Below are 16,415 nucleotides of genomic sequence, written 5' to 3' on the forward strand. Positions count from 1 at the left end.
CTCGACCCGTCAGCCGTTCGTCCGCCGGCGCGGCACCCGCAGGCGCCGCTCGACCCCGGGCAGCACGCCGGCGACGACCGCGGCCACCGCGACGACCGCGAGCACCTGACGCGCCGTGCCCGTGCCGGAGGGCACGACCAGCAGCAGGAGCCCCGCCGTCGTCAGCGACAGGCCGGCCGTCCAGCCGAGCAGTTCCGTGCGGCGCCCGCCGCTGAGGCGGGCCAGCGCGTACAGGGCGGCCAGTGCGAGCAGCGCCGTCACCCCGCCCACGAGGGCGGCACCGGCCGCGGCGGCGAGCACCACGGCGGCCGCACCGAACCGGCTGCGACGCCCCGTCCGGGGACGGGGGGTCGGCAGCGGGGTCCGCGCCGGGGCCACCGCGAGCACGAGCAGCACGAGCACCGCGCCGGCGCCGGCGGCGAGCCCAGCTCGGTAGGCGCTGCCGGGTCCGAAGTCCAGGTCGACCGTGGCGCGCGGACCGGGCGGCAGGACGTAGCCCTGCTGCCAGCCGTCGACGGCCACCGTCTCCAGCCGCCGGCCGTCGAGCGTCGCCGTCCATCCGGCGTTGGTGTTCTCGGGCACCACCAGCACTGTCGGCTCGTCCCGCGCCGCCACCTCCACCCGGCGGTGCTCGTCGTCCCAGCGCAGCACGTCGGCCGCACGGCGTCCGCCGTCCGCTGCCTCCACGCCGCTGCCCCGGCGGGTCAGCGTCGCGGAGTCGACGGTCAGCACGTCGGTGCTCGCTGCGACGAGCCGGTGCTCTCCGGCGGCGAGTCGGGCGGCCGAGGAACCGCAGGCCTCGACCCGCACCGGCTGGAGCGCGGTCAGCGCGCCCAGCGTCGTCCGGACCGTGGTGTCGGTCCGCTCGCCGTCGATCGTCACGGACGGCCCCGATCCGCAGGGCAGGACGACCTCCGCAGCGGGATCGGGTGCGCGGTTCTCGGTGCCCACCTCCACCTCGGCCACACCCACGCCGAGCTGCTGCGTCCGGAAGCTGTACGGGTCGTAGGACCGCACCTGCAGGGGCATGGCCAGCCCGACCACCAGCCGGTCGGTCGTGACGGCCGGGAACCGGACGACGCCGTCGTCGTCCAGCTGCAGCAGTTGCGGGAGCCCGTCGATCTCGATGGTCACCGCCGTGGGGATGGCTGCGGGGACGTCGGCGGTGGTCACGACCCGCAGGGAGTCGACGGTGCGGGGCTCGGGCCAGCTCAGCTCCAGCGTCGGGACGTCGTCGTCGGGGGCGGCGAGCCAGGACGTCGCGGGATCGCCGTCCTGCACCGCCTGCGCGCTGGCGCGCGGGTCGTCGACGGCACTGCTGCTGGCCGTGACCGTGGCCGCGTCGCCCCGGGTCCGCGCGAGGAGTGCGTCGAGCGCCGGTCCCGGGCGCGGTACCGCCGTCAGCCCGAGGTCGTAGGCCGCCGGCCGGTCGACGGTGAACGTGCGGTCCACGCCCTGCGGCTCCTCCGAACCCGTGACGAGGGTCCGCGCGCAGCGAGCGGCGCCCTCGCGGATCAGGCAGCCGGCGCTCCCCGGCCGGGCAGCGTCGAAGGCGTAGACGTCGACGGCCCCCTCCGGCGTGGGGGTGACCACCGTGCGGCTCACGGTGACGCCGGGGAGCTGCACCTCGGCGAGGGCGAGGACCGACGGCGGCCCGTCGGCGTCCTGGGGGGTCGCCGCCGGCGCGAGGGTGACGCTGCGGGTGCGGCCGGCCGGCAGCGGCAGCCGCTGGGGCTGATCGGTGTCGGCCAGCGCCACGTCGAAGGCCCCCGCGTCGGTGGTGACCCGCACCCGCCGCGGAGGGTCCTCCTCGGTACGGCCCAACGTCACCGTGACCGTGGAGGCAGGGAACTCCCGCCGGGTCTGGAGCCGCCACCAGACCGGCGCGTCGTCGTCGGCCCGCAGCGCCGGGCGCCAGGCCGTGGTGGGGTCGCCGTCGACTGCGGCCCACGGCGAGGCCCCCGGGTCGGCCCCTCCGATGCTGTCGGGGTCCGAGGCCGAGCTCGCCGCACTGGGCGTACCGCCGATGTAGCGCACCACGCTCTCGGCCGCCGCACCGCCCGGGACCGGGTAGTCCGGCACCGTTCCGGCCAACCGTAGCGGGTCGTCCGCGGTCAGCCCCGCGGAGGTGGCCGCCCCCACCCGGCCGAAGTTCCGCTCCCTCCGCACGAGGGCGTCGCTGACCATCGTCGAACCGGTGGCGATGTCCGCGTCCCCCGCGAGCACCGTGGGGCGGTCGGTGAGCAGACCGCGGTCCTCGAGGTCGAGCAGCGCGTCCGGGCCGCCCTGCACCGTCACGGCCCGGGAGAGCGGTGCCGTCCAGGCCCGCGGGGCGGGGTCCTCGACCGCGAAGACCTCCACCGCCGCGCTCGGCTCCTCCAGCCCGGCGTCGTTCAGCAGTCCCTCCGTCGGGATCGGCGACGGGTACAGGGGACCGAAACCGGCGGCCCGCCGGATGCCCGGGGACCCCAGCAGTGCCTGCCGGACCAGCTGCGGCCGGGTGGAACCGGCCTCGCTCGTGCTCAGGTCGTTGCGGAGCACCAGGTGCGAGATGCCGGCCCGTGCGAGGTACCGGGTGAGCCCGGCCGACCCCTCGCCGCGGGCCAGCCGCTCCTCGACGGCGTCGAGCACCCGGATGTGGGCCGACGGGGTCAGCGGAATGGCATTGCGGACCTCCCACGGCGACTCGGCCAGCGGCTGCAGCGGCTCGTCGCTCGTGCTCCCCCACACGTACGTGGCGAAGGAGGAGGCCGGGACCAGCAGCGCCCGACCGCTCGGCTGGGCGCCGGAGAGGAAGTCCGCCGCCTCCCGCCAGTAGGCCGGGATGTCGGCGAAGGTGCTGGGCGGCACCATCCGGCCGCGCAGTGCCGGGGACACCGTGGCCACGAGGGCCACCGCCAGCAGGACCAGGACGGCGCGCGAGCTCCCGCGGACCGCGTCCGCCCACCACGCCGGCCGACGCGCGGGCCGCGGAGCCTCCCCCCGGGCATCGCGCAGCAGCAGCGAGACGAGGTGCGCGAGCCCGATCGCCAGCGGCAGACGGACCACCGGCTCGAACTTGTGCACGTTGCGCAGCGGGGCCAGGACCCCGTCGAGTGCCTCGTGCAGCGGCGCGGCCAGCAGCCCCTGGACGGTGGCGAGGTGGCCCAGCGTGACCAGCACCAGGCCGGTCAGCGTCCCGAGGACCAGCCACGTCCGCTCCGGCAGACCGCGTCTGGTCAGGGCGACGAGGCCGGCGACGGCCAGGACGACCGTCGCCGCGACGGGGAGGGTGTCCCGCGCCAGCGACCAGCCCGCGGGCCACTGCGGACCGGACGGCGTCGCCAGGTAGGTCACCCAGTGCGAGGCGCCCCTCAGCACGGTGGTCAGGTCGGTCAGCGTCGTCGTCGTCCCGGCCGTCTCGATGAAGTCGAGGAACGGCGGGCTGTACCGGGCGAGCAACAGCAGGGGAACCGCCCACCAGCTGGTCGCCAGCGCCACGCCCGCGACCCACCAGGCGATCAGCCGCCGCCGGACGGGCCCGGGCGACCTGGTCAGCAGGTAGAGGGCGGGCAGCGGCAGGACGGCAGCGGTCGCGACCGCGTTGACCCCGCCGACGCAGAACACCGCGACGCCCGAGAGCAGAGCAGCTCGCCGTGCCGAGCCGGACCGATCGGCCCCCACGAGCGGCAGGAGAACCCAGGGTGCCAGCGCCATCGGCAGCACCTCGATGCTCACCGCCCCGAGGACGCCGATCATCCGAGGAGCGAGCGCGTAGGCGAGCCCCGCGACGACGGCCGCGGCCGGGGTGCCGATCCGCAGCCGCCGCACCAGGAGGACGGCCCCGAGGAACGCCGCGCAGAGGAGGAAGGCCCACCAGAGCCGCTGGACCAGCCACATCGGCATCCCGAGGGCATGCCCCAGGGCGAAGAACGGCCCCATGGGGAACAGGTATCCGTAGGCCTGGTTCTGCACCTGGCCCGCGAAGCCCTCCGCGTCCCACAGCCCGAGCGCCCGGCCCAGGAACGCCAGCGGGTCCACGGCGAGGTCGAGCTTGGTGTCCGCGACCAGCCGGCCGGGAGCCTGCGAGAGCGCCAGCGCGGTCAGACCCACGCACACCACGGCGAGCCGCGCCCGCCAGAGCAGCCGGCTCTCCGGGGCGGGGGGAACGGGCGCGGAGCCCCCCTGAGGAACCGCGGAGCCCACCGGACGTGGTCCGGTGGGCTCCGCCGTGATGCTCGTTGCCATGGGTCCCTACTGCGGGGAGTGCTCCCCGCCGCGAATCAGCGCGTGGCGTCCTGGAGCTGCGGGCTCGCCGCAGCGTGCGCCGGTGCGCTGGTGCGCCGGGCGCGCAGCACGAGGAACAGGCCACCGGCGATCGCCAGGAGCCCCAGCACCAGCATGGTCAGGGGCACGACGGTCTTGATCGTCGTGATCTTGCCCGCGGTGTCCTCCGCCCGCTTCACGCCGTCGGAGATCGTCTTGTCGGTACCGGCGAACTTACCGGCCAGCAGGGTCACGCCGGTGGTGCCGTCGGGCCCGCGGAGGACCGTGTTGGGCTCCTCCTGCGCGGTGACGATGACGCCGCTGGTGGGCTCCACCCAGAGGGTCCGCTTGTTCGTGTAGACCGCCTCGGCCTCGACCGTCGCCTGGTCGGGGGCACCGGCCAGCGCGCCGGGGACCGTCGTCTTCCGGATCACGGTCTCCGGGACGTCCACCACGAACTTGTAGACCTCGAGGCCCTTGAGCTCCTCGACGCCCTCGAAGCGGGCCGGCACGGCCTTGCGGATGTTGGAGTTGAAGATGTCGTAGTCACGCTTCTCGGTGCCGAAGGGGAACGTGAGGGTCAGACCCTCGACGTCCACCTTGCGGTCGTAGTCGACGTGGTCGGCGTCGCAGGACACGGCCACGGCCTCGTGCCGGTCGATGCAGACCCGGTAGGTGCCCGCGTTCAGCAGGGTCCCGTCAGTGGCGGTGATCGTGGACCCGAAGTTCCAGACGGCGACGTCGTCGCTGGCCTCGGCGGCCGACGGGTCACCCTCGACCCGCTGGCGCACCTCCGCCTCGAGCCCGCGCAGCTGACGCATGGCCCCGAGGTCGAAGAAGCTCACGTCCGTGCCGACGGCGGTCGGCTCGGCCTTCTGGTCCAGCGGCAGCGTGACCAGGGTGGGGACCAGGATCAGCCGGACCGCGAGGGCACCGGCGAGCAGGAACGCTCCCAGCCCCAGCAAGCCCAGCCCGATGGCGCGTCCTCGCATGCGGTTGGCTCCTCCAGTCGTGCGTGACGGCCCCATCGCCGTCACGGCGCGGCAACACTACTGGCCGGTAGCTGCGGCACCAATAGCGGTTGGTACGAACGCGTACCAGTGGGGCGGATTACGCCTGATACGGCGGGGTACCGGCCCCTCGACGTCACCCGTGCGGGTGAGCGACGGGCGTCGACGGGGCGGCGGCACCGCGCCGCCGGAGCACCAGGACGACGTTCCAGCTGACCAGCTCGCGCAGCAGCGGGACGGCGATCACCCAGCGGGCCCACCAGGGGTGGTAGCGCGGATAGGTGGCGACGACGTCGACGTCGGGGCACCGCCGCGCCCACCGCAGGCCGGCCCCCACGGAGACCGCGAAGAGGCTCTCGCCGAACTTGTTCTTCGGTTCGTGCCCGGTGCGCCGGCGGTAGCGCCGGCGCGCGTAGCGGCCGCCCAGGTAGTGCCACGGGCCGGTCTCGTGCCCGCCGTGGGGGGACCACCAGGGCGTGTAGGAGAGGTAGACCGTCCCGCCCGGACGGGTCACCCGCACCATCTCCTCGGCCATCACCCACGGCCGTCCCACGTGCTCGAGGACGTTGGACGAGTAGCAGACGTCGACCGCCGCCGTGCGGACCGGGAGGGCCTCACCACTGCCCCGCAGCGTGCCCGGTTCCGGAGCGCCGCGGGCCACCATCTCCCCGGCGTCCGGTTCGAGCCCGACGTAGCGCGCCCCCGCGCGGCGGAACTCCTCGGCGAAGTAGCCCGGGCCCCCGCCGACGTCGAGCACCGTCGTCCCGGCCAGCGGCACGTGCTCGGAGAGCTGCGCCACCGAGTCCTCCGCCAGGGCCCCGTAGAAGAGGTCCGGGTCGGTCTGCTCGCTCAGGAACACCCGGAACAGGGCGATCGACCGCCCCAACGTGGCCGTGCGTGCCATTTCCGGGCACTCCTTCCAGATGGTGAATGTGCTGATGAATTGCTGGTACCGGTAGGTACTCTCCCGCGGTGCCCAGTGGATCAGCGGAGATCGACGTCCTGTTCGTGAACTGGCGGGACTCCAGCCACCCGGAGGGCGGGGGCTCCGAACGGTACGTGCACCGCATGGCCGAGGGGCTCTCGGCGGCGGGGCTGCGTGTCACGTTGCTGTGCGCCGCGCACGACCGGGCGCCGGCCGAGGAGGACGTGAACGGCGTCCGGGTGGTCCGCCGCGGCGGGCGGTTCACCGTGTACCTGCAGGCGGCCGCCTTCGTCCGCCGCCACCGCCCGCGGTTGGTCGTCGACGTCCAGAACGGCCTGCCCTTCCTGAGCCCGCTGGTGAGCCGCACCCCCGTCGTCGACCTGGTGCACCACGTGCACCGCGAGCAGTGGCCGATCGTCTTCGGCCGGTTCGGTGGGGCGATCGGCTGGTGGCTGGAGTCGCGCGTCGCCCCCTGGCTCTACCGGCGGTCGCGGTACGTCACGGTCTCGCGTGCCACGGCCGACGAGCTGATCGGCCTCGGCGTCGACGCCGACCGCCTCACGATCGTGCCGAACGGCATCGAGCCGGCACCTGCGGTGCACGCGCAGCGCTCGCCGACGCCGCGGCTGGTGGTGCTCGGGCGGCTGGTCCCGCACAAGCGGGTGGAGCACGCCGTCGAGGTCGTGGCCCGGCTGCGGCACCGCTGGCCCGACATCCGCCTCTCGATCGTCGGCGAGGGCTGGTGGGGCGAGGAGCTGCGTGCCGAGGTGGACCGGCTCGGCGTCACCGACCTGGTCGAGTTCCAGGGCTTCCTCGACGAGCAGGCCAAGCACGAGGAGCTGGCCCGCGCCTGGGTGCACCTGTGCCCCTCTGTGAAGGAGGGGTGGGGGCTGGTGGTCAGCGAGGCCGGGCACCACGAGGTCCCGACGGTGGGCTACCGCTCCGCCGGGGGTCTGTGCGAGTCGGTCCTCGACGGCAGCACGGGGCTGCTCGTCGAGGACCTGGAGGAGTTCGCCGCCGCGGTCGAGCGGCTGGTGGCCGAGGAGGCGACGCGCCACGCGATGGGGCGCGCCGCCGCCCGGCACGCGGCGTCGTTCAGCTGGCCGGCGAGCGTCTCCGCCTTCGCCGTCGTGCTGCGCGCCGCGGCCGAGGGATCAGCGCTTGCCGTAGTCGAGGACGTTCGGCGTCCCCTGACCGGTCTCCTGGATCGAGTTGTCCGGGTTCACAGCGGACTGGACACCGGCGACGGCGGCCACGGCGAGACCGGAACCGCCCCCGAGGGTCAGCAGAACGGCGATCAGGGTCTTCATCGAGGAACTCGCTTCCATGAGGGAGGACGACGGCCCGTCACGGTAGAGGCCGTTGCGGTGATCCACAACACCGCCACCCCGCAAACTCCCAGCGCGAGCGCGTGAGCCCCTCCTACGGCGGTAACCCGAACGGGCGAGGGCGAGGGCGAGGGAGCCGCTCCCGGAACCCGGTGCAGCCGCAGCTCCTCCCCGTCCACGACCACCGGCAGGTCGTCCACGGCGTCCGGCACCGCCCGGCCGGGCGTTCCCCGCTCGACCAGCACCCAGCCGATGCCCAGGCGGGCCAGCTGGGCCGGGTCGTCGGCGGCCGCGGCCGCCCGTCGGGCCCGGGGGTCCTCCCCCTCGACGGCGACCCCGCCGACGAAGAGCGCGTCGTCGGTCACCACGGGGCGGGGCAGCCAGCGCGACGCCGGGTCCAGCTGCGGGCGGTCGTCGTTCCAGCCGAACGCCCGGTACGCGCCGAACGGCAGGACGAGGACGTCCCCGTCCCGATCGGCGAGCGCCTCGCGCACCCGTTGCCAGTCCTGCGGGTAGTCGACCGGCCGGAGCCGTCCGCCGACGCCCCAGGCCAGGTCGGGCAGCGCCACGACCGGTACCGCGACGAGTCCGGCGAGCACCACGCCGCCGAGCACGCGGGCGCCCCCACGCGCGGCGACCACCGCGGCGATGCGGCGGGCGCCGAGCCCGGCACCCGCGGCCAGGGGCAGCGCCCACCAGGCGGCCCACTTCTGGCCGTCGCGCAGCAGCCCGGCGCCGGGTACCCACCGCACGGCCGCCTCGACCAGCTCGGTCGCCCCCGGGAGCACTCCGGCACAGGCGAGCAGCACCCCTGCCCCACCCAGGGCGAGGAGTCCCCGGGCGGGCGCGGTGCGGACCTCGCGGGGAGCCCAGCCGGCGACGGCGACCGCCACCAGCACCAGGGTCAGCACCGGGGCGAGCACCGAGGCGCGGCTGCCGGGCACTGCGCCGGAGTTCCAGAGTCCACCGGTTCCCAGTACCGAGAGCACCGGCCCGGCCCAGTTCTCGCCGCGGGTGGCGAAGGCGGCCACGCCTGCGGGGTCCGACGTCCCACCCCCCGGATGGAGGACGCCGGCGACGATCCAGGGCAGCGACAGCACCAGGACGCCACCGCCGGCGAGCAGGAGGCGGGACCGGCCGACGAGCACCAGGACCAGGCCCCCGGCCAGCAGCGACCCCGTCGGCGACAGCGCCGCCGGGGCGCAGGCCACGAGCAGCCGCGGGAGCGCTCCCGGTGCGCCGGCGCGCACGCGCAGCGCGGCCCGCGCGATCCACGGCAGCGCGGCGTAGGCCACGAGCAGGGTCCAGTGGCCGATCAGCAGCCGCTCGGCGACGTAGGGGCTCCAGCCGTAGACCAGGCCGGCCACCAGCCCCGCCGCGCCCCGTCGACCGTCCGGCCCCGGCGGGACCAGCCGTGCGGCGCCGAGCACCGCGCAGTACACGGTCGCGACCAGCACCAGCTTCTGCAGCCAGTCCCCGGGCAGCACGCCGGTGACCAGTCCCATGACGGCATCGACGGGGACGGCGCGCGGCAGCGATCCGCCCAGCCCCAGCGCGTCGAGGTCGAGGTCCTGGCGCGGGACGAACACCATGTCCCGGAGCAGCACGAAACCGGGCGCCAGCGCGGGTCCGGTGACCAGCAGGGCGACGACCAGGGCCAGGACCCGCGCCGGCCACGGCCGCGCGTCGGCGCGGGTCCAGCGTTCGTCCACCTGCTGCGGTTCTCCCGTCGCGACACCCCGATGCCGGGAGTCCCGGCCGACCTGCGCAGAGTAAGGGGGTGAGGGCACTGCGATCGAGCACCCGACGCGGACCGCGTCCGGCCGACCGCGCCCCGTCCCGGTTGCTGGGCGCCACCGCGGTCGTCTCGGTGGCCTTCCTGGGCGCCAACGCGCTGGCCTACGTCTTCACGGTGGCCGCGGCGCGGTTGCTGGCGCCGGCCGCGTACGGCGAGCTCGCCGCTCTGCTGAGCGTCCTGCTGGTCGGCTCGGTCCCGGCATCCGGCGCGCAGACCGCCGCCGCGCTGCACCTCGGCGGGCGAGCCGGCGACGAGCGCACGGTCGCCCGGCTGCACGCCGCTACCGCGCAGCTGGGCCTGGCGGTGGCCCTGCTCGGGCTGGTCCTCGTGCCCCTGCTGGTCGAGGGGCTGCACCTGCCGGCGGCCACCGCCGCGGTGTGGCTCGCGGTCCTGCTGCTGCCGCAGACCATGGTGCAGGGCTACCAGGGGCTCCTCCAGGGCGCCGGCCGCTACCGCCGGCTGGCGTTCGTGACGGTGGTGTTCGGCGTGGGCAAGCTCCTGGGCGGCGTCGCGGGCCTGCTCCTCGGGGGGACCACCACGGCCGCGCTGGCCGGGATGACGCTGGCGGCGGTGGTGGCCGCAGGAGCCGGCTGGCTCACCGCCGGCCGGCCGGGCCTCGCCCGGGGGACGAGGTCGGTCTCGGTCGCGGCCCTGCACGCCGCCGGCGCGCTGCTCGGCTTCACCGTGCTGCTCAACCTCGACGTGCTGCTGGCCCGCCACCACCTGCCGGCCGCGGTCAGCGGGGAGTACGCGGTGGCGGCCATCCTCACCAAGGTGGCCTTCTGGCTGCCGCAGGGTGTCGGCGTGGTCCTGCTGCCGAAGCTCGCCGACGCCGCGGGCCGGCAGCGGGCCCTGCCTGCGGCGCTGGCCGCCGTGGGCGGACTCGGCGGCGTGCTGACCCTCGGCACGGCGCTGGTCGGGGAGGCCGCGCTGCCGCTCGTCGGCGGTTCCGCGTACGGCGACACCCTGGGCTCGGCGACCTGGGTCTTCGCCGCCCTGGGCACGCTGCTCGCCCTGGCCCAGCTGCTGCTCTTCTCCGGGATCGCGGCGTCGGACCGGCTGGCCACCGCCGCGGTCTGGTCGGCCGCCGCCGTGGAGGCCGTCGTGGTCGAGGTGCTGGCGGCCACGGGCCGGCTGTCCCTGCTCTCCCTCGCCTGCACCGCGCTGCTGAGCGCGGCCGCGCTCGTCGCCTGCGGGCTGGTCCGCTCCCGCCGGGTCCGGTCCGTGCCGGCGATGACCGCCGACGGGATCGTGCCCGCGACCGGTCCGTGATCAACAACGCGGGTGACGCAGGAGTAGCCGGCGCGCGATGAGGGCAGGAGGACCGTGTCGCCCGCCCGGCACGCGTCCGCGCGACCGGGCGGCATCCTCGGCCCCGAGACGAGAGGAGCGCCCGCCCATGGCGTCCGTCATCCACTACACGATCGCCACCGAAGCCGAGAAGAGCCCCGACTTCCGTCGGGTGCTCTGGACCGGCAAGAAGACGCAGCTGGTCATCATGACCATCCCCGCCGGCGGTGAGATCGGCGAAGAGGTCCACGAGGACATCGACCAGATCCTCACCTTCGTGAGCGGGACCGGGAAGGCGATCGTCTCCGGCTCGGAGAAGAACGTGGCCCAGGGCGACCTCGTCGTCGTGCCCGCCGGCTCGAAGCACAACTTCGTCAACACCGGTGAGAACCCGCTGATCCTCTACACGGTCTACGGCCCGCCGGAGCACGCCGACGGCGCCGTGCACAAGACCAAGGAGGAGGCCGACCGCCTCGAGGAAGAGGGCAAGGACGAGCCTCCGACCGAGTGAGGCGCTGAGATCGACGGGTGTGGCCGGGCACGTCGGTGCCCGGCCACACGCGGGTCCGGGGTCCGGTCGCGAGCTCCCAGGCGACGCAGACCACACTCGGCGGCATGAGCGCACCCTCGGCCCCCGTCTCCACCGCTGCGGTCGAGGCCGGGCGCGCCGTAGGTGAGGAGCTGCGCCGCGCCGGCCTGGAGGTCGACGACTCCGGCCTGGCACGCGCCCTGTACTCCTCCGACGGCTCGCTGTACCGCGTCCTCCCCCAGGCCGTGGTGCGCCCGCGCCACGCCGACGAGATCGTCGCCACCCTCGAGGTGTGCCGGCGCCTCGGTGTGCCGCTCACCCCGCGAGGAGCGGGCACCTCGATCGCGGGCAACGCGGTCGGCACCGGCGTCGTCCTGGACACCAGCCGCCACCTGTGCCGGGTGCACGCGATCGACGCGGAGGCGCGCACCGCCACCATCGACCCGGGGATAGTCCAGGCCGCCCTCCAGACGGCCGCCCGCCCGCACGGGCTGCGCTTCGGGCCCGACCCGAGCACGCACAACCGCTGCACGGTCGGCGGGATGATCGGCAACAACGCCTGCGGCTCGCGGGCCCTGGGCTACGGCCGGACGTCGGACAACGTGGTGGCGCTCGACGTCGTCACCGGAACCGGCGAGCGCCTGCGCGTCGGGCCCGGTGGTGGGTCCGAGGGCTCCCCCGTGCTCGGCGCGCTCCAGGACGTCGTCAGCGGTGGGCTGGCCACGCTGCGCACCGAGTTCGGCCGCTTCGGCCGCCAGGTGTCGGGCTACTCGCTGGAGCACCTGCTCCCCGAGCGCGGCTTCGACGTCGCCCGGGCGCTCGTGGGCAGCGAGGGGACGCTGGCCGTCGTCCTCGGCGCCACGGTCCGGCTCGTCGCCGACGCCCCCGTGCGGGGTCTCGTCGTCCTCGGCTACCCGACGATGCCGGAGGCCGCGGACGCCACCCCGGCACTGCTCCCCCACGAGCCGACCGCCGTGGAGGGGCTGGACTCGCGCATGGTGCAGCGGCTGCGGGACGTCCCCGCCGCGGTCGTGCCGGACCTGCCGCGCGGCGATGCCTGGCTGGTCGTGGAGCTGACCGGGGACAGCGAGGCCGAGGTCGTGGCCAAGGCGCACGGGGTGCTGGCCGACGCCGGCGCCCTGGACTCGTCGGTGGTCACCGATCCGGCCGAGGCGGCGGCGATCTGGCGGATCCGCGAGGACGGCGCGGGGCTGGCCGGTCGCACGTCCGACGGGCACCCGGCGCATGCCGGATGGGAGGACGCCGCCGTCCCCGTCCAGGAGCTGGGCAGCTACCTCCGCGACTTCGACGCGCTGCTGGACCAGCACGGCCTCCAGTGCGTCCCGTACGGCCACTTCGGCGACGGGTGCGTGCACGGCCGCATCGACTTCCCGTTCGGCCCGGACTCCGCCGACGGCGGCCGCGGCCGGTACCGCGCGTTCGTCCGCGACGCCGCCGGGCTGGTCGCCGGCTACGGCGGGTCGCTGTCGGGCGAGCACGGCGACGGCCGCGCCCGCAGCGAGCTGCTCCCGCTGATGTACTCCCCCGCCGCACTGTCGCTCTTCGCGCAGGTCAAAGCGGTGTTCGACCCCGACGACGTGCTGAACCCGGGCGTCCTCGTGCGGCCGCTGCCCCTCGACGAGGACATCCGCGCGACCGCCGCGCCCCGGAAGCGGGAGGGGCTGGCGCTGGCCTACCGGCACGACGGCGGCGACCTCTCCGCCGCCGTTCACCGGTGCACCGGTGTCGGTAAGTGCCGCGCCGACCTGCAGTCCAGCGGCGGGGTGATGTGCCCGTCGTGGCCGGCCACCCGCGAGGAGAAGGACAGCACCCGGGGCCGCGCCCGCGTGCTGCAGGAGATGCTGGCGCCCGGCGGGCCGGTGCGCGACTGGCGCTCCCCCGAGGTGCACGACGCCCTGGACCTCTGCCTCTCGTGCAAGGGCTGCTCGCGCGACTGCCCGACCGGTGTCGACATGGCCTCCTACAAGGCCGAGGTGCTGCACCAGTCCTACCGTCGGCGGCTGCGGCCCCGCGCCCACTACACGCTGGGCCGGCTCCCCTTCTGGGCCGACCTCGCCGCACGCGCTCCCCGCCTGGTGAACGCGGTGCTGCGCTCCCGCCTCGGCGGGCGGGTCGCCAAGTGGTCCGCGGGCATGGACCAGCGCCGCGAGGTGCCGCCGTTCGCGGCCCGGACCTTCCGCGACGAGTGGGCCGCCCGCCCGGTCCCGGCCGGCGGGGGTGCCCCGGTGGCCCTCTGGGTGGACTCCTTCACCGACCACTTCGCCCCCGAGGTGGCGCACGCGGTCGCCCGGGTGCTGGAGGCCGCCGGTTACCGGGTGCAGGTGCCCGGCGCCGACACCTGCTGCGGGCTGACCTGGATCACCACCGGCCAGCTCGACACCGCGCGCGCCACGCTCGCGCACACCGTCGACACGCTCGCGCCGCTGGTGGACGCCGGCATCCCGGTGGTCGGCGTGGAGCCCTCCTGCACGGCCGCCCTGCGCGGCGAGTCGCTGGAGCTGGTCGGGAGCGACGCCGCCGAGCGGGTCGCCCGGGGCACGCGCACGCTGGCCGAGCTCCTCGCCGCCACCCCCGGTTGGGAACCGCCGTCGCTGGCCGGGGTGGAGATCGTCGCCCAGCCGCACTGCCACCACGCGTCGGTGCTGGGCTGGTCGGCCGACGCCGCCCTGCTCCGCAAGGCCGGCGCGACGGTCACCCGGCTCGGCGGCTGCTGCGGGCTGGCCGGCAACTGGGGCGTGGAGAAGGGCCACCACGACGTCTCGGTGACCATCGCCGAGCAGCAGCTGCTCCCGGCGGTCCGCGACCTGCCCGAGGACGCCGTGGTGCTGGCCGACGGGTTCTCCTGCCGCACCCAGCTCGACCAGCTGGCCGGCCGCCGCGGGCAGCACCTCGCCGAGCTCCTGGCCGGCCGCCTGCCCTGACCGCCGTCTGCGACGATGCCGGGGTGGACCTCGAGGAGACCCTGCTGCCCGGTGTCGGCGTGCGCTACGAGCTGCGCTGCAGCTCCGGTCAGGTGCTCGGGATCGTCGTGCAGCGGACCGGCGGCGCGGAGATCGCGGTCTACGACCGGCGCGACCCCGACCGGGCACAGGGCATGTTCCGCCTCAGCCCGGACGAGGCCGACGCGGTCGCCGAGGTGCTCGGGGCACCGCGGCTGACCCAGCGGTTCGCCGACCTCTCCAAGGAGGTGCCCGGGCTGGAGTCGGCGCGGCTGTCCATCGCCGAGGGGTCGCCGTTCGCGGGCCGCCCGCTCGGCGACACCCGGGCCCGCACCCTCACCGGCTGCTCCATCGTGGCGCTGGTCCGCGGCGCCGACGTCGTCCCCTCCCCCGGGCCCGAGGACGTGCTGCAGGCCGGTGACGTGCTGGTGGTGATCGGATCCGGCACCGGGCTCGCCCAGCTCGAGCGCCGCCTCTCCGGCCGGGGCTAGGCCGAGGTGGACCACGTCGCCACGCTGCTGGTCGAGCTGGGGCTGCTGTTCGCCGGGCTGTCGCTGCTGGGCCTGATCGCCCGCCGCCTGGGCCTCTCACCGGTGCCGTTCGTCCTGGTCGCCGCGCTGGCGGTGGGCAACGGCGGACTCGTCCCGCTGGACACGGCTGCGCCGTTCCTCAGCGCCGCGGCCGAGATCGGCGTGGTGCTGCTGCTCCTCACGCTGGGGCTGGAGTTCTCCGCCACCGAGCTGTTCAGCTCCTTCCGCCGGCACGCCCCGTCCGGCGTGGTCGACCTGGTGCTCAACGCGCCACCGGGCTTCGTCGCCGGGCTGCTGCTCGGCCTGCCGTGGCAGGGTGCGCTGGCGCTGGCCGGCGTCACCTGGATCAGCTCCTCCGGCATCGTCGCCAGACTCCTCGGCGACCTGGGCCGCCTGGCCAACCGCGAGACGCCGGCTGTGCTCGCCGTCCTGGTGCTCGAGGACCTGGCGATGGCGCTGTTCCTCCCCCTGCTGGTCGTCGCCCTCGCCGGCGACGGCCCGGCGGCGGCGCTGGGCGGGATGGCGCTGGCCGTCGGCGCGGTCGCGCTGGTCCTGGTGGCGGCGCAACGGCACGGTCACCGGCTGGGCCGGCTGCTCACCCACGACGACGACGAGCAGGTGCTGCTGCGGCTGGTCGGGCTCACGCTGCTCGTCGCCGGAGGCGCGCAGGCGATGGGCGCCTCGGCCGCCGTGGGGGCGTTCCTGGTCGGGCTGGCGCTGCCCGCGTCGTTCGCCGAGCGGGCGCGGACGATCCTCGCCCCGCTGCGCGACCTGTTCGCCGCGCTGTTCTTCGTCGCCTTCGGCTTCGCCACCGATCCCGGGGCGATCCTGCCGGTGCTTCCCGCCGCGCTCGCCCTGGCGGCGGTCTCCACCCTCACCAAGGTCGGCACCGGCTGGTTCGCCGCCCGCCGCGACGGGGTCGCCGTCCCCGGCCGGCTGCGCGCCGGCACGGCGCTGGTGGCCCGCGGGGAGTTCTCGGTCGTGATCGCCGGGCTCGCGGTGTCGGCCGGGTTGGCCGACGTCGGGCCGGTCGCGACCGGGTACGTGCTGGTGCTCGCGGTGGCCGGGCCCCTGCTCACCCGGTTCGCCGAACCGGTGGCGCTGCGGCGGACTGCCTTCGTGCCGGCCTGACGGTCAGGCGGCGGCGTCGTCCCGACGGGCCCGGGCCACGGAGAGGACGTGCGGTGCGAGCACACCGGCGATCAGTGCGTAGCCGGCCGAGGAGGGGTGGAAGCGGTCGGCGGAGAACATGCCGGGATCGGTGGTGAACGCGCCGACCATCTCGGCGGCGACCGACGCGACGGTGGCGCCGCCGGCCTCGGCCACCCGCCGCTGCTCCTCCTGCAGCACCGCGCTGGCACCCCGCACCAGCGACCGCAGCGCCGGGGGCACGAACGGGACCATGGACATGTCGGGTGCCGGCACCACGACGACGTCGGTGCCGGCGGCGCGCAGCCCCGCCACGGCGGCCCCCAGAGCGGCGGTGGCCTGCGCGGGCGGCACGAAGCGGGCCAGGTCGTTGGCCCCGATGACGACCAGCGCGAGGTCGGGGCGCAGCGGGAGCGCCCGGCGCACCTGGGCGGCGAGATCGGCGGAGACCGCACCGGGGACGGCGAGCACGTGCAGGTCGACGTCGAACCCGTCGGCGCTCAGCTCGGTCGACAGGCGGCGGCCGAGGGTGTCCTCGGCCCGGGAGGCGCCGGTGCCGTAGGCGATCGAGTCGCCGAGGACGGCCAGGCGGAGACGAGAGGGGGCCACGACCGGATCAACACCGGCCGTGGCCCCTCCTATGCCCCGCGG

At 75.6% G+C, this 16,415-nt stretch carries 11 protein-coding genes; 6 read left to right on the plus strand and 5 right to left on the minus strand.

Going from position 1 to position 16,415, the window contains the following annotated elements:
* Positions 1–9: 9 nt before the first annotated feature.
* From DQ237_RS02100 to DQ237_RS02110, 3 genes are all read right to left on the minus strand, one after another.
* A complete protein-coding gene (locus DQ237_RS02100) occupies positions 10–4,227 on the minus strand; it encodes an alpha-(1->3)-arabinofuranosyltransferase (RefSeq protein ID WP_113796618.1) in 4,218 nt (1,405 codons plus the stop codon).
* Between the two features lie 35 nt (positions 4,228–4,262).
* On the minus strand, positions 4,263–5,237 hold the full coding sequence (locus tag DQ237_RS02105; RefSeq protein WP_166509455.1) for a DUF3068 domain-containing protein: 975 nt from the start codon (positions 5,235–5,237) through the stop codon (positions 4,263–4,265).
* A 154-nt stretch (positions 5,238–5,391) separates the two neighbouring features.
* Positions 5,392–6,159, minus strand: coding sequence for a bifunctional 2-polyprenyl-6-hydroxyphenol methylase/3-demethylubiquinol 3-O-methyltransferase UbiG (locus tag DQ237_RS02110; RefSeq protein ID WP_205730033.1), 768 nt, complete (start codon positions 6,157–6,159; stop codon positions 5,392–5,394).
* Between the two features lie 68 nt (positions 6,160–6,227).
* Here DQ237_RS02110 and DQ237_RS02115 point away from each other — a divergent pair, with 68 nt between their 5' ends.
* A complete protein-coding gene (locus DQ237_RS02115) occupies positions 6,228–7,595 on the plus strand; it encodes a glycosyltransferase family 4 protein (protein ID WP_205730034.1) in 1,368 nt (455 codons plus the stop codon).
* On the opposite strand, the gene DQ237_RS19385 is transcribed toward DQ237_RS02115, so the two are convergent.
* A complete protein-coding gene (locus tag DQ237_RS19385) occupies positions 7,487–9,220 on the minus strand; it encodes a hypothetical protein (protein ID WP_147251719.1) in 1,734 nt (577 codons plus the stop codon). The two genes, DQ237_RS02115 and DQ237_RS19385, sit on opposite strands and share 109 nt — an antisense overlap.
* Before the next feature lie 68 nt (positions 9,221–9,288).
* Here DQ237_RS19385 and DQ237_RS02125 point away from each other — a divergent pair, with 68 nt between their 5' ends.
* The 5 genes from DQ237_RS02125 to DQ237_RS02145 all read left to right on the plus strand — a co-directional run bounded on the left by DQ237_RS02125 (position 9,289) and on the right by DQ237_RS02145 (position 15,746).
* Positions 9,289–10,578 carry a polysaccharide biosynthesis protein gene (locus DQ237_RS02125; protein ID WP_147251720.1) on the plus strand — a complete coding sequence of 430 codons (1,290 nt, stop codon included), beginning with the start codon at positions 9,289–9,291 and terminating at the stop codon, positions 10,576–10,578.
* Positions 10,579–10,705: 127 nt separating this feature from the next.
* Positions 10,706–11,107 carry a cupin domain-containing protein gene (locus DQ237_RS02130; RefSeq protein WP_113796626.1) on the plus strand — a complete coding sequence of 134 codons (402 nt, stop codon included), beginning with the start codon at positions 10,706–10,708 and terminating at the stop codon, positions 11,105–11,107.
* Positions 11,108–11,211: 104 nt separating this feature from the next.
* On the plus strand, positions 11,212–14,067 hold the full coding sequence (locus DQ237_RS02135) for an FAD-binding and (Fe-S)-binding domain-containing protein (protein ID WP_113797425.1): 2,856 nt from the start codon (positions 11,212–11,214) through the stop codon (positions 14,065–14,067).
* A 23-nt stretch (positions 14,068–14,090) separates the two neighbouring features.
* On the plus strand, positions 14,091–14,576 hold the full coding sequence (locus DQ237_RS02140; RefSeq protein WP_113796628.1) for a cation:proton antiporter regulatory subunit: 486 nt from the start codon (positions 14,091–14,093) through the stop codon (positions 14,574–14,576).
* A 6-nt stretch (positions 14,577–14,582) separates the two neighbouring features.
* Positions 14,583–15,746 carry a cation:proton antiporter gene (locus DQ237_RS02145; protein WP_113796630.1) on the plus strand — a complete coding sequence of 388 codons (1,164 nt, stop codon included), beginning with the start codon at positions 14,583–14,585 and terminating at the stop codon, positions 15,744–15,746.
* A gap of 3 nt (positions 15,747–15,749) precedes the next feature.
* Here the strand turns inward: DQ237_RS02145 and DQ237_RS02150 are convergent, their stop codons facing one another.
* Positions 15,750–16,373, minus strand: coding sequence for an SGNH/GDSL hydrolase family protein (locus tag DQ237_RS02150; protein WP_113796632.1), 624 nt, complete (start codon positions 16,371–16,373; stop codon positions 15,750–15,752).
* Positions 16,374–16,415 lie beyond the last annotated feature (42 nt).

The organism is Blastococcus sp. TF02-8 (genome assembly GCF_003319175.1).
In the GTDB taxonomy this organism is placed as follows: Bacteria; Actinomycetota; Actinomycetes; order Mycobacteriales; family Geodermatophilaceae; genus Blastococcus.